At 34.8% G+C, this 14,722-nt stretch carries 12 protein-coding genes; 4 read left to right on the top strand and 8 right to left on the bottom strand.

The window, feature by feature from the left end; all coding sequences use genetic code 11:
- Positions 1 to 48: 48 nt before the first annotated feature.
- The 4 genes from WBG21_RS07835 to WBG21_RS07820 form a co-directional block, all read right to left on the bottom strand.
- The gene (locus tag WBG21_RS07835) at positions 49 to 2,328 is read right to left on the bottom strand and encodes a T9SS type B sorting domain-containing protein (RefSeq protein ID WP_340076570.1); all 2,280 of its coding nucleotides are present in this window, start codon (positions 2,326 to 2,328) and stop codon (positions 49 to 51) included.
- A gap of 60 nt (positions 2,329 to 2,388) precedes the next feature.
- The gene (locus WBG21_RS07830; protein WP_340076568.1) at positions 2,389 to 5,649 is read right to left on the bottom strand and encodes a T9SS type B sorting domain-containing protein; all 3,261 of its coding nucleotides are present in this window, start codon (positions 5,647 to 5,649) and stop codon (positions 2,389 to 2,391) included.
- 128 nt (positions 5,650 to 5,777) lie between these two features.
- On the bottom strand, positions 5,778 to 6,608 hold the full coding sequence (locus tag WBG21_RS07825; protein ID WP_340076566.1) for an ABC transporter permease: 831 nt from the start codon (positions 6,606 to 6,608) through the stop codon (positions 5,778 to 5,780).
- A 10-nt stretch (positions 6,609 to 6,618) separates the two neighbouring features.
- On the bottom strand, positions 6,619 to 7,515 hold the full coding sequence (locus WBG21_RS07820) for an ABC transporter ATP-binding protein (RefSeq protein WP_340076564.1): 897 nt from the start codon (positions 7,513 to 7,515) through the stop codon (positions 6,619 to 6,621).
- 86 nt (positions 7,516 to 7,601) lie between these two features.
- Between WBG21_RS07820 and WBG21_RS07815 the strand changes: the two genes are divergently transcribed.
- Positions 7,602 to 8,672, top strand: coding sequence for a hypothetical protein (locus WBG21_RS07815; protein WP_340076562.1), 1,071 nt, complete (start codon positions 7,602 to 7,604; stop codon positions 8,670 to 8,672).
- Here the strand turns inward: WBG21_RS07815 and WBG21_RS07810 are convergent.
- Both WBG21_RS07810 and xerD read right to left on the bottom strand, forming a co-directional pair.
- Complete coding sequence (locus WBG21_RS07810) at positions 8,658 to 9,335, bottom strand: lysoplasmalogenase (protein WP_340076909.1); 678 nt, start codon at positions 9,333 to 9,335, stop codon at positions 8,658 to 8,660. The two genes, WBG21_RS07815 and WBG21_RS07810, sit on opposite strands and share 15 nt — an antisense overlap.
- A 22-nt stretch (positions 9,336 to 9,357) precedes the next feature.
- Positions 9,358 to 10,254 (bottom strand): site-specific tyrosine recombinase XerD, encoded by an 897-nt coding sequence (xerD, locus tag WBG21_RS07805; protein WP_340076559.1) that lies wholly within the window; start codon positions 10,252 to 10,254, stop codon positions 9,358 to 9,360.
- 139 nt (positions 10,255 to 10,393) lie between these two features.
- Between xerD and WBG21_RS07800 the strand changes: the two genes are divergently transcribed.
- The 3 genes from WBG21_RS07800 to aroQ all read left to right on the top strand — a co-directional run bounded on the left by WBG21_RS07800 (position 10,394) and on the right by aroQ (position 12,070).
- Positions 10,394 to 10,930, top strand: a complete 537-nt coding sequence (locus tag WBG21_RS07800; protein ID WP_340076557.1) for an outer membrane beta-barrel protein — start codon at positions 10,394 to 10,396, stop codon at positions 10,928 to 10,930.
- 138 nt (positions 10,931 to 11,068) lie between these two features.
- Positions 11,069 to 11,560 carry a porin family protein gene (locus WBG21_RS07795; RefSeq protein ID WP_340076555.1) on the top strand — a complete coding sequence of 164 codons (492 nt, stop codon included), beginning with the start codon at positions 11,069 to 11,071 and terminating at the stop codon, positions 11,558 to 11,560.
- A 90-nt stretch (positions 11,561 to 11,650) separates the two neighbouring features.
- Entirely contained in the window at positions 11,651 to 12,070 is a 420-nt protein-coding gene (gene aroQ / locus WBG21_RS07790; protein WP_340076553.1) for a type II 3-dehydroquinate dehydratase, read from the top strand.
- Here aroQ and lpdA read toward each other — a convergent pair.
- A complete protein-coding gene (lpdA, locus tag WBG21_RS07785) occupies positions 12,057 to 13,448 on the bottom strand; it encodes a dihydrolipoyl dehydrogenase (protein WP_340076551.1) in 1,392 nt (463 codons plus the stop codon). The two genes, aroQ and lpdA, sit on opposite strands and share 14 nt — an antisense overlap.
- 97 nt (positions 13,449 to 13,545) lie before the next feature.
- Positions 13,546 to 14,652 (bottom strand): helix-turn-helix domain-containing protein, encoded by a 1,107-nt coding sequence (locus WBG21_RS07780; RefSeq protein ID WP_340076549.1) that lies wholly within the window; start codon positions 14,650 to 14,652, stop codon positions 13,546 to 13,548.
- Positions 14,653 to 14,722: the final 70 nt, after the last annotated feature.

The raw sequence follows: 14,722 nt of genomic DNA, 5'->3' as shown, positions 1-14,722 counted from the left end.
ACTTCTAGCTAAGGTACTAAAAAATGTTAAGATATTGTATTTGTCAAACTATCTTTTGAGGGTGAAATGTCCTGTGATGCTGAAACTTCCATTTTCATCTTGTCCGGTAGCAAGAAACCAATAATCGGATGAAGGAAGCAACCTTCCATTATAAGTACCGTCCCAGCCTCCTGTTTCTAAAGAAAGTTGTTTTAAGAGTTTTCCATACCGGTCAAATATAGAGATGGTAATTTCCGGTATTGATTCAATCCCAATCATGTGCCATCTATCATTTATGCCATCCCCATTCGGGGTAAAGAATTTTGAATAATTGACTATCATAAATGATTCGGAAATTGTTGGGCATCCATTCTGATCTATGATTGTTATGGTATGTCTTCCAGAAGGAATATCATGAAACAAATTTGATGATTGAGGTTCTTGGTCGTCTATTGTAAATAATAAGTCACCCGATCCTCCAGAGGTGTTTACTAGTACATCTTGTAGCTCTCTGAAATTTTCAAAATCGATATTAACTATAGAAACAGGATCAAATTCTGTGATAGAAAAATTTTTAGAAGCTTCGCAGCCAAATTCAGTTGTAACGGTTACCCAATAATCTCCACCATTCGCAATAGTAATTTCAGGAGTAGTTTCACCTGTAGACCATACATAACGTTCATTCGGCAGACCAGTTTGCGCGCTTAAATTTATAGGGAGGTTTTCAACACAGAAAATTTGGCTACTCTCAATAGTGATTATAGGAACCGGATGTAAAATAAACTGAAAATTGGTAGTATTGAAACACCCTGTATTCATGTCTGTTACCCTGACGTAGATAGACTGTGTGCTATTTGTAATCTGATAATTATCAGGTAATGGTTCAAGGTTGTTTTCGGCATTATTAAGGCTTGAGTGGTATGAAACAGTGAAGACATCGGGATCAAGTCCGTTAAGTATTTCATTGTTTTTAGTTGATAAGATAAATGTTTCTGTATTATCATTATCAGCATCACAGAGTTCCACGTTATCAGGGATGGCAATTTCTGGTACTGGCAAGAGACTGAAGTTAAAGGTAGTAGTATCGAAACACTCTGTATTTATGTCTGTTACCCTGACGTAGATAGACTGTGTGCTATTTGTAATCTGATAATTATCAGGTAATGGTTCAAGGTTGTTTTCGGCATTATTAAGGCTTGAGTGGTATGAAACAGCGAAGACATCGGGATCAAGTCCGTTAAGTATTTCATTATTTTTGGTTGATAGGATAAAGTTTTCTATAAGATCATTGTCGGAATCACAAATATCAACATCGTTGGGCGTATTAATTTTATTTATTGTAACATTTATAGTATCTTCTGAAGTACATAGTTTGCCATTAAGGTCAATATTTACGATTGCTTTATAGTCCCCCGAGTCATTTACAATCAATGTAGCGTTGGTCTCTTCAGGCAGCAATACATCGTCTTTATACCATTCGTAGAGGGCTTGATCGCTATTTATTGCTGCATTTAATACAATACCCGGAAAACAAATAATATCATCGCCTAAATCTATGGAAGTGTTAAAACTAGCTCCTTCTATGAATATAGCAGAGTCAAATAATGAATCAAGGTTATCGGATACGATTAATTTAATACGGTATTTTTTTAAAGGGATAACCTCAGAAGTGGCATTCAATACGATAGTCCGGCCATCGTAATTGGTATCTCCTCTATTATACCCATCAAAAAACTCTTCATTTTCAGCGTCACAAAATCCCTCTATCTCTGGATGAATGTTAGTTACACTAATAGGAATATCAGTTCCGGGAAGCACCGCAATATTCCTGTAGGGCTCTGAATCATCGGCAGGTTTAATTAAAAAAGCAAAGTTATCAGAAAAATCACATTCAAAACCACCAAAATACTCCTCTGAAGCCATTAGGTAATTAAAGCTAATAGTATTAAAAGGTGATATAAAGTCAAACTCTATCGTTGTTGAATTAAATGAATCATCAATACCTAGAAAAGTAAGTACATCGGGGTCAACCTCCCAATTATTATTACCTTCACCTAAAGGATCGGGGATAACAGGAGCTCCAACTTGATTAACATCACCTGAGGTAAGCACAATCCCTTCCTGAAAAGGAAAATTTGAATTACCTTTTTCAAAAAAACCAAAACTATTTATGCCGTTAACAGCCCCATTAAAAGGTGAATTTACATTGCTTATTTCTACACAATCTCCTTGAATAAGTATATCTCTGATGAGTTGTTCCGGGGTAAAAGAATCGTCAATGGTAACCATTTGAGCAGATACATATCCTGATAAAAGCAACGATACTAAGAATGACAGTTTTGCCTTCATGGTTAATTTCTAGGTATTTTTGGGACAAACACTTATGACTAAGTTACTAAAAAACATTAACTATCTTTTCATAGCGAAATGCCCTGTAAACTGTCTTCCGTCCTCAAGGGTTACTTTAAACCAATAATCAGAAGCAGGCAATGGATTTCCATTGTAGGTGCCATCCCAACCTTCTCTGCCGGGAATAAGTTGGGTTAATAATTTTCCATAACGATCAAAGATAAAGATGGTTGAATTTTGCTGTACCATATCATTAATACCTAAAATATGCCAAGTATCGTTAGTTCCATCACCATTAGGGGTAAAAAACCTAGGGTAGCCAATTACAGAGACTTCTTCATCGACAATGCCACAGCCATTTTTGTCTCTTATATATACGGTATAAATACCTGGAGAGAGCCCTTCAAATAAGTTACTGTCTTGGTATGTCCCTATAGCACTATCTAGTGCAAATTCATAATTACCTTCTCCACCTACGTTTATTACAACACTGTTATCATCATTCCCATTGAGGTCATTTATCTCAATATTTGTGATACTAGCTATGTTAGATACAGAGACATTAAATGTTTTACTGTTAGAACATTGTCTAATAGTTCCGAAATCATTATAGTTGGTAGTTAGTTCTAATCGGTAGGTTCCTGGTTCTGTAATAGCAACATTTGGAGCTTGGGAAATTAAAACTTCATTATTAGTGTTGATATTAAACCATTGATAGGTGTCAAATCCTGTTTCTGCGTTTATATTAAGAGGCAAGTTATTAAGGCATAGTGTATATTCTTCTTGAATATTGACAATAGGTAATGGGTCAACGATTAAGTCAAATTGTTCTATTCCTTGGCATTGGTTGTTATTTTCAATACGAACAAATAATGTGGTAGGTTCACTTATAAAATTGGTGCCGTTAACTCGATTAACCTCTAAAGCAGCATCGTTAAGAGATGAATAAAAAGCAACATCTAGGGTGCTTGGGTAATTGGTGTCTCTAATTATATCAAGATTAAAGGAGCCTTCAAGTATACTGTCTTCACCATTCAAATCACAAGTAAAGAAAGGGCCAATTTCCGGAAGGCTTGCAAATGTAGGCTGTACTTGTAGATCAAGTTGAGCAGTGTTTTCACAACCGGTACTTTCGTCAATTACTTTTACAAAGATAGTTTGGTTAAAAGCAATAGTATTTTGGTAACCAATAGGGTTTGTAATAGGATTGTCATTAACCAAATCAGTAGTTGTTTCATAGAAAGAAAGTATTAACCCTTGAACACTGCCTGTAACAGCATTGTAAGCTTCATTTAAATTAAAACCAGTTATTCCGTCGGTAGAATCGGTTACATCTACATCACATTGAAGAAGCATACTATTGTTTGCAGGAGGTAGCAAAATTAACAGTAAATCAAAAGCGGTTGTAGCAAAACACCCTGTATTGTTATCGGTAACTCTGCTATAAACTGTTTGAGGGTTTGAAGTATTCTGATAGTTGTTTGGGAGCGGGTTACTATCATTTTCAGCATCATTAAGGGTTACGTGATAGGATATACTGAACAGGTTAGGATCGAGCCCATTTAATATTTCACTGTCTTTAGAGGAGAGGTCAAATGATTCTACAATATCATTGTCTATATCGCATAGTTCAAAATTTGTAGGTGTAGCTATATTTGGTAATGGTAGGAGTATTAAATCAAAAGCGGCTGTAGCAAAACACCCTGTATTGTTATTGGTAACTCTGCTATAAATTGTTTGAGGGTTTGAAGTATTCTGATAGTTGTTTGGGAGCGGGTTACTATTATTTTCAGCATCATTAAGGTTTAGGTGATAGGATATACTGAACAGGTTAGGGTCGAGCCCATTTAGTAGTTCATTATTTTTAGTAGAAAGATCAAACGATTCAATAGCGTCGCTTCCTTCATCACATAGTTCAAAATTTGTAGGTGTGGCTATATTTGGTAATGGTAGGAGTATTAAATCAAAAGCGGCTGTAGCAAAACACCCTGTATTGTTATTGGTAACTCTGCTATAAATTGTTTGAGGGTTTGAAGTATTCTGATAGTTGTTTGGGAGCGGGTTACTATCATTTTCAGCATCATTAAGGGTTACGTGATAGGATATACTGAACAGGTTAGGATCGAGCCCATTTAATATTTCACTGTCTTTAGAGGAGAGGTCAAATGATTCTACAATATCATTGTCTATATCGCATAGTTCAAAATTTGTAGGTGTGGCTATATTTGGTAATGGCAAGAGCAATAAATCAAAAGAGGCTATACCTATGCATCCTGTACTAATATCAGCAACTCTTGCATAGATCGTTTGAGGGTTGGAGGTATTCTGATAATTGTTTGGGAGTGGATTACTATCATTTTCAGCATCATTAAGGGTTACGTGATAGGATATACTGAACAGGTTAGGATCGAGCCCATTTAATATTTCATTGTCTTTAGAAGAAAGATCGAAAGTTTCGGTAGTGTCATTGTTTGTATCACATAATTCAAAATCAGTAGGTGTATTAATGTTAGGCGTGTTTGATACGGTTAAATTAAAAGAGGTCAAAGAAAAACACCCTGTAGTATTATTAGTGGCTCTTACGTAGATAGTTTCAGGATTTGCGATATTATCATACATAGAGGGCAAAGGGTTTGTATTATCATTTGCATCGGCTTCAGAGCTGTGGAAACTTATGGTATTGTTAACCACATCAGAAGTTATTTGGGGAATAACAGCGGCTAAATCAAAAGTAGCTATTCCTGAAGAACTACACACCTCTATGTCATCCGGTTGGTTTATTACAGGCGCATCCGGAAAAGGAGAAGTTCCTCCTTGGATCGCTGTTCCGGTCCAATCTAATGTAAAAGCACTTGTACCAATAGGCCTGTCAATAACAATAAAATAAGATTCGCCCGGTAAAACATCTAGTGATCTTACAAAACTATTTCCAAGTGACCCTGGCCCCTCAGAAAAATCAATTTCATTATCACTCATTCCAGTTAAATTATTGGTCAGGCCGGCTTGTGTAGGATTCGTTGTTGAACAGCGGATAGCCTGACCTATATTTCCGCAAGATACATTTGGGCCGAAGACGAAAAAGTCATAATCTATACTTAGATTAGTATTTGTTGGCGTTAAAGTAAAACCTAGGGTGCCTGCTTGTACAATATTGATACGTAGCCATAAACTGTTGTTTTCTTGGCTTCCACAATTATTTGTATTAAAAAGCTCTTGTGTTCCTATACCAGAAGCATTTGAGCTAATCGATCCACTCCCACAAACAACAATTGCATTAACACAATCATTGGGAGACTGAGCATAGCTATATATGCAAAGCATAAACATAAAAAAGGGTAAGATTCGCCTCATTAAAATGACAATAAGCCCATAAAATTACTTATTTATCTTAAGAAGCTATCATAACATAAAAAATAATTGTTGTTAATTAAACGGTTTAAGCTTTTGATTTATAAATCACGCTTTTTCAACAATGTGTATGAAAAGTAAATGAATATAGTAGTCCATATCAAGACAATAAGGACTTCATGCCAATGCACTGTATAATCTTTGGTGAATTCTTCCCCTATTTGACTGGCAACCGATTTAACGGCAGAAAGCCTAGATCCGGGTTCTTTGATAAGATTACTCATGGCATTAAGCGGGAAGAACTGTGAAATGGAACTTGCCAAGCTTTCATCTGATTTCCAACGGATAAGCCCATAAGTAATCCCTTCAATAATTTGCCATATAATTAAAAATCCTAAGGCAAAAGCAGATCGTTTTACAAGGATTCCTAAAAACAAACAAAAAGCGAAGAAACCTGTTAGTTTTATGAAGAAGGCCAACAAATATTCTAAATCAGAAAAAATAATAGAAGGTTCATTATAATCAGAATAGATTAACCCCAGTATCAATGAAACCACAAAAATAAAGAGGGTTGAAATGGCTGCAAATGAAATAACGGTTAAAAATTTCGATAGAATAAATTCCCGTTTACTTAATCCGTCTATAAGGTTTTGTTTAAGAGTTTTATTACTATACTCATTGGCCATCATAGAGACAATTACAATGGCGAGAAATAGTTTAAAAATAGCGGCAACATAAGTATTGAAATGCCATATGTACGGGAAATTAAAAATCCCTTGTTCTGCCAGATGAAATTTAATAGGGCCTATATCAAACTTAATGGCTGCAATAAGTGCTATGGAAGTAAGAAGAATAAAATAAGAGAGTATGAGAAACCGGCTAGCACGGTTATTCCATAATTTAATAAATTCTATTTGGAGTAGTCGTATCATTTTGTTCTGTCTATTGATTGTTGGTTAATGTGAGGAATTGCTCTTCTAAACTTTCTTTTTTCTTAACCAGATGTGATAATGTGATGCCTTGTTCAAATAGGATACTGTTTAATTCGGCAGCATCCATAGGCTCATTTAAAAAAGCGGTGACAAGTTCGCCATCTGTTTTAACACTATCAAAAGCATTGTTTTTTTTCAAGAGTTTGACTAATCTTTCCTGATTGTCACTTTTGAGTTCAAAAAAACCTTGGCTAGCAATCATTTCATCTACGCGTCCTGAATACAGTTTTTCCCCTTTTCTCAAGATAACTACATGACTACAAACTTTTTCTACTTCATCCAATAAATGAGAAGCAAGTAAAATGGTAGTACCAGTAGCAGCAATCTTTTTTATAAGTTCCCGGATTTGATGTATCCCTTGGGGATCCAACCCATTAGTAGGTTCGTCCAAAATTAAAATTTCAGGGTCATTGAGGAGGGCAGAAGCAATGGCAAGACGTTGTTTCATCCCTAAAGAAAATGTACGGAACTTGCTATCTTTACGTTCTAATAGGCCTACTAAATCTAATTTTTCTTGGACTTTATCGTATGGAACATTTTTAATTTTACATACAAGCCTTAAATTTTTTTCTGCTGACATGTATGGATAAAAATTAGGACGTTCTATGATAGCCCCTACCTTTTTTAGTGCATTGTGTGTGCTAGTGTTTCCATTAAACCATAGAAAACTTCCACTAGTTTTATTAACCACATTAAGAACAACTCCTAGTGTAGTAGATTTTCCACTTCCGTTTGGACCTAATATTCCGTAAACATTCCCCTTTTCTATGGTGAAAGACAAATTCTTTACAGCAGTTACATACCCATACTTTTTAGTAAGGTTATCGATTGTAAGAATAGTTTGCAAAACTGTTCGCTTTTTAGTTGATGTTACTTAATTGACGATTTAATTGTTATATTGTTACAACATAGTTCATTTTTAACAAAAAAGAAGTGGTACAAGATAAGTTAATATCAAAGAAAAAACCTAGTTTTCCTATTAATGAAACGCTTGAAAAGTATTTGGAGAAATACAACCGAAACATAAAAATTCCTATTTTCTATGATGACCTTCTTCGATTCTCTGGATCTGTAGTAGTTTATGATAAAAATGAAGAAGATACTTTGTGGATACGGGTTTATTATCCTGAACATGAGCGCACGGAAATTGATTATAGTTTGAAGCGTGTATATACCATTCTTCATTCTGATGGAAATGAAGCAACTATTCCTTATCTAAATGTAGATGCAGTTGATTATTGCACTTTTGGAAATTCAAAACCTTTTCGGGTAAAAATCCGGAATGTTCTAAATGACAACTTTACATATTTCTATATTAAAAAAGCTGATGCTTCTCGAATATATGGGTTAGAACTGGAGCATATATTGTCTCCGGACAACCTTAATTTTTTAGTTTATGGGAATACGTTAATCGAAGAACATATAGCAGGAATCCCCGGAGATATATTTATAAAAGAGATGCTACCTGAATGTACTGAATCTGAGAAAGTACAGATAGCCAAAGAATTTGTAAAGTTTAATGAACGGTGTATGATCCGATTGTTGGGTGATATGAGATCCTATAACTATGTTATTATTCCGACACATGATTTTGACCATGTAATCTATAAGATACGGGCTATTGATTTTGACCAGCAATCCTATGAAGGGAATCTCAAAATTTATTTACCGCAGTTTTTCAAGGATAATTTTCAAATGGTAAAATTAGTAAATGATAAGCTTCAAAAAACATCTATTGAACAATATAAGATAGAAGAACGTTCTATAGTGGCAAAACGGATTCTAAGCTCCCATGTTCGAATTAAAAAACTACTTGCTTCCATGAAAAAAGATCAAATTTCTGATAAAAACCATGTTGGAAAATTAAAAAAAGAATTATATGAACTGACATATGACCTTAAATTTAAAAGAAGCCGAAACATGGGTGAGGTGCTTAATGCCGCATTGGATTTCGTAAAACGGAATTATGAAGATGTGAGTATGAAATGGTTATTGCATAGATAAAGGGTGGTTATTTTTTAAAATACCATGTACAATATAATATTGTGCAATGGCATAAGTTCCCATGATTAAAATTTTTGCATAAGGAATAGATGAGTAAAATTTATTAAAAGCAAGTAATGTATCTGATAGAATGAAAAAGAGTGCACCTATAAAAACTAGCGCAAAACTTTCTCTGGTCACTGTGCCTTTTCGGGCATATGCCATCAAGACCATTGTTAGAATAACGATCATGTAAAAACTTACAGGTAGCAATAGCGCACCTAAAGTGTCTTTTAGTATCCAAAAAACACCGAAACCATAAGATAATAGTAAGAATGAAATACTTCGAAGGGCTATTTTTTTGTTTCTTTGAAGGCTAAATGTTATGATGTACATTAGGTGTGCAATTAGGAATAAAATGAGCCCGGCTATAAAAAAATGATTTGATTCTTCGACAAACATAAGCACTACGTCACCCCCTATAGAACTTATTAGAGCCAATGACGCAAAGAGTTTTACCCTAGGTAATCTTATAGATGAACATAGAAAATAGACAAGTAATGAAGTTACAATAGCTGGTTTCGTAATATAGTGAGCCCAAGGGCTAGAAAAAATATAATTAGAAAGTAATTCTAATACAACGAGTACTACATAAATAATTAGAAAAAAGGAAGTTTTGTTCATCATTAATTCAGTTTAATTTAGCTCACTTTCTAGGATGATATTTGTTAATAGTTTCTGTTAAATGTGTACGGTCTACATGCATGTAGACTTCGGTAGTCGTAATACTTTCATGTCCCAACATTTGCTGAATAGCGCGCAAGTCCGCTCCATTTTGCAATAGATGCGTAGCAAAAGAGTGCCTAAAAGTATGTGGGCTTATATTTTTTTGTAAACCTGCTTTTTCGGCTAATCTTTTAATAATGGTAAAAATCATTGCACGGGTAAGTTTTTTGCCCCTGCGGTTCAAATATAAAATATCTTCATATCCTTTTTCAATTTCAATATGAGGCCTGATTTGATATAGATAGTGTTCAATGTGTTTTTGTGTGGAAGAACTAATAGGTACAAACCGCTGCTTGTTGCCCTTTCCAGTAACTTTTATAAAACCCTCTTCAAAGAACAGGTCAGAAAGCTGAAGGTTGACCAATTCTGAAACGCGAAGACCACAACCATACAAGGTTTCTAGCATAGAACGGTTGCGTTCCCCTTCCGGTTTTGATAGGTCAATAGCAGCAATAAGCATATCAATATCTTCTTCAGAGAGTGTATCAGGCAATTTGCGACCTATTTTTGGTGATTCTATAAGCTCCAAAGGGTTTTCATTGCGATAATCTTCAAAAACAAGGTAATTGAAGAAACTTCGCAAGCCTGAAATAATGCGCGCTTGTGTACGCGGTTGTACTTCTTTCGCTATTACATAGATGAATTGTTGGACAGTTTCATCTGGAATAGTTATAGGTGAATGTTGTATTTGATGTTCTTCAAGATAAGAAACCAGGCGTTTAATGTCTAAAATATAGTTGTGTACGGAGTTGATAGAAAGCCCTCTTTCAATTTTTAAATAATGCTCATAGTCTTTAATAGCATACCCCCATTTCATAATGGATAAATATACATAATAAACCGATTATCCTTTATCTTACAAAATAGAATATATATTCTTAAATAAATGCCAAACAAAACTTATTTTATTTTAATAAAAAAGATATATTTGCAGCTTAATTATTAAAAATAACTACATGAAAAAACTATTATTTCTTGCTGTAATGATTGCTTTTGGAGCAACTTCAGCTAATGCACAATTTAAAGCAGGGTTTGGTTTAGGTTATGCTTTTCCAACCGGGGATATAACTGATTTCGCAGATGGAGGTATCTCTGGGTATGGGGAAATTGGTTATGGAATTAACGAGAATTTTGATATTTCTTTATTGTATCAGGGGGATTTCCTGATAGGAGCCGATGTTTCAGGGGGATCTCTTGAAAATATAACTATGAGTAGCTTTTTGGCCAATGCACGCTACTTTTTTGGAGTAACTAAATTCAAGCCTTATGTTGGATTAGGGCTTGGTTTTACTGATATAAGCCAAGATGATCTTGCTGGTTTTTCGGGGTCAGGTGTTGATGAATCTAATTTTGGAATTCGCCCTTCCGTAGGGTTTAAATATGGCGTGTTAAATGTTAATGCAGCCTATCTAAGTGCTGGTAAAATTGAAGACACAACTGTTAGTGATTTTACTATCAATGTTGGGTTGTTATTTACTTTTGGGGTTAAATAAGAATTAATAGACTGATTTAAAAGCAGAAAGGAAAAAGAATCTTTCTGCTTTTTTGTTTTATAAAAATCTTTCATATGGGTTGTTCAATTTCCATAAAAATGTTTTAATTTCGCTTTATTAATCTAAAAACATCTATTTATGAAAAAGTTATTATTTTTTGCTGCTTTTGCTGCTTTTGCCTTTGTACAAACTGCTAACGCACAACGTGAAGGGTTTAGTTTAAAGGCAGGTTATAACAATGTCAATATAGACATTGATGGTTTAGGGTCTGATAGTGAGGGGGGCATCTATTTTGGCGCAGGCTATCAATTTTCTTTAAGTGAAACCTTTGACTTTGAACCTTCTGCATTGTTTAGTATTGTAGAAGATTTGAATGCATTGTATGTACCAATGATGTTCAAGTATTATGTTGCTGATAAAATAAACCTGCAAGGCGGGCCACAGATCAACTATATTTTAGAAGATGATGTTGATGATGGTAAATTTGGAATTGATCTTGCTGGAGGTGTTGGTTTTGATTTTACATCAAATTTCTCTGCTGAAGTACGTTATGGGTTTGAAGTAATCCGTGATTTAGATGATGTTAACATAAACACATTCACCATAGGGATAGGATATCGTTTTAACTAATTTTCTAAAATATAGAAGATTTTGGCGGGGGTAATATACCCCCGTTTTTTTATGTTTTAATTTTTGATACTTTTACGAAAACTGTATGCAATGAAGCTAATTATTATAAATGGGCCTAACCTGAACCTTCTAGGGAAAAGGGAACCTGAAATCTATGGACATGAAACATTTGATGACTTTTTCAGGGAATTACAATTTTCTTTTAAAAATGTGGAATTGGAGTCTTTTCAATCAAATATAGAAGGAGAGTTGATTGATAAAATTCAGGAAACTGGCTTCAGCTATGATGGTATCATTTTGAATGCGGCTGCTTATACCCATACCTCTGTGGGGATTGGAGATGCAGTAAAAGCAATAACGGCCCCAGTTATAGAGGTACATATTTCCAATACTTTTTCACGGGAAGATTTTCGGCACCAATCGTATATTTCCCCTCATGCCAAAGGCATTATTATTGGTTTTGGCCTACAAGGTTATGTACTTGCCGTTAAAAGTTTTATAGATGAATAACTTCACCGTAAGCATCTGCCACCGCTTCCATAACAGCTTCACTCATCGTAGGATGTGGGTGCACAGATTTTAGCACTTCATGACCTGTAGTTTCTAGCTTTCTCGCCACAACGGCTTCAGCAATCATATCGGTAACTCCGGCACCAATCATATGACAGCCCAGCCATTCACCGTATTTGGCATCAAAAATCACTTTTACGAAACCATCGGCATTGCCTGCTGCTTTTGCTTTTCCGGATGCTGAAAAAGGAAACTTTCCGATTTTTAAATCATACCCTTTTTCTTTTGCTTGCTTTTCAGTAAGCCCTACGGATGCTACTTCTGGCATGCAATACGTACACCCAGGAATATTTCCATAATCTAATGGATCTACATGCATTCCGGCAATTTTTTCTACACAAAGGATTCCTTCAGCAGAGGCTACATGCGCAAGTGCTTGTCCGGGAGTTACATCGCCAATGGCATAATAACCAGGAATGTTCGTTTGGTAATAATCATTGACCAATATTTTATCACGGTCTGTTGCAATACCAACATCCTCTATCCCAATATTTTCAATATTTGTTTTAATGCCTACAGCAGATAATAAGATATCAGCTTCTAAAACTTCTTCTCCTTTTTTTGTCTTTACGGTAGCCTTTACCCCTTTTCCAGAAGTATCCACCTTCGTAACTTCAGCATTGGTCATAATCTTAACCCCTGCTTTTTTAAAGCTTCGTTCCAGTTGTTTGGAGATATCTTCATCTTCCACAGGAACAATATTGGGCATGTATTCTACTACCGTCACTTCAGTTCCCATGGAGTTATAAAAATAAGCAAACTCAATGCCGATGGCACCGCTTCCCACAACAATCATTTTTTTAGGCTGTTTAGGCAAAGTCATAGCCTCTCTGTAGCCAATCACTTTTTTGCCATCCTGTGGGAGGCTTGGTAATTCGCGAGACCGTGCACCAGTAGCAATAATAATATGATCGGCACTATATTCGGTAATTTTTCCGTCTTTATCCTTAACATCAATCTTTTTTCCAGGTTTTATTTTACCAAAACCTTCCAACACATCAATTTTATTTTTTTTCATTAGGAATTGAACACCTTTGCTCATTCCATCAGCAACATTGCGGCTTCGTTTTACGACTGCATCAAAATCTTTGCCATATTCTTTGATTGTTAAGCCATAATCGTTGGCATGTTTTAGGTATTCAAAAACCTGTGCTGATTTGAGAAGTGCTTTTGTTGGGATACACCCCCAATTTAAACATACACCTCCCAGATTTTCTTTTTCTACCACAGCGGTTTTTAACCCTAATTGGGATGCCCGAATAGCTGTAACATACCCCCCGGGGCCACTTCCTAAAACAATTACGTCATATGTACTCATGAGTATAAAATTTAGTATCTAATTTTTGAGGCTACGAAGTTACATAATATGTTTTTAAAGACTATATTTATAAAACAACAATTATTTATTAGATCTTTTATTTTATTGTTTTTTTATATTCCGAAGGAGTCATGCCTGCAAATTTTTTAAAAGCATCATTAAAGGTCGATTTTGATTTAAAGCCTGCATCAAAAGCAATGGCCAGCATGGTTGCTTCTGGATTTTCTTTTAGTAGGTTTTGGGCTTCCTTGACCCTATAAGAATTAACAAAACCATAAAAATTCATACCGGATAGCTGATTCATTACCTGACTCAAGTATTTATCATTAATTCCGGCTTGTTTTGATAAATCATTCAATGTAATATCGGGGTCAAGATGAGGCCGTTTCTCTTGCATAAAATGCTTCAGGGTATTCAATATTTTTTTAGCTTCATTTTCTTTAATAGCACTTTTTTTGTACTTGTTTTCGTGGGAGGGGACTTTTTTTATAACTCCCGAAAATATTTCGGGTCTCATAAGGATATTATAACTAATCCCATATATAAAAACAACAAGCATTAAATTGAATAACTTATCTGCTACCCCAAAGGGGTCAATTTCAACCTTTAAATTAATTAAAAAAATCACCGTATAAATGATCCATACAAATACGTTGAAATACATGAAAAATACCAACCATTTTAAATTTATAAATCTAATTTCAGAGAAATTTTCAAGTAAATATGCCTGATATGATTTTAGCATTTTTATTGAAAGAAAATTGTATATAATGATTTGAATACATGCAAGCCCCCATATTAAAACTAGATTTGTTGGCAATCCCTCAGCCTTTATCTTATTTAAGAATTCAATTTTTTCACCTGAGCTACTTAAATAATGCGGCAAGAAATAAAGTAGAATTAGGGCTCCAGGTAAGAAATGTAGCCATTTTTTATAATTAAGATTATAAGTGGCTGTTAATTCTATAGTATATAAATAGGTGAGGGGCCCAAACAAAAAAATAGGAATAAACGCAATCCCTATAAGGTGTGAAAAATCATCAGGATTTGTTTGGTAAAGCACAGGAACAGCAATATAAAAAGCAAATGATAAAATTAAAGCCGCAAGCAATCGATTTGCCTTAATATTCCCTCTAATATGTGTCAACAAGAAAAAACTAATAAAAACTCCTTGTCCGGCCCCTAACAATAATAATTGGTTCATAGCGAAAATATTAACGTAAAAATAGCCAAATATTCCCTAAAATAAGACCTAGCGTATCGGCTCGGTCGAG

Origin of the sequence: Leptobacterium meishanense (genome assembly GCF_037645805.1) — a bacterium.
In the GTDB taxonomy this organism is placed as follows: Bacteria; Bacteroidota; Bacteroidia; order Flavobacteriales; family Flavobacteriaceae; genus Leptobacterium_A; species Leptobacterium_A meishanense.
Note: the sequence above shows the minus strand (reverse complement) of the source record. Positions and strands in the feature narration are given on the sequence as shown.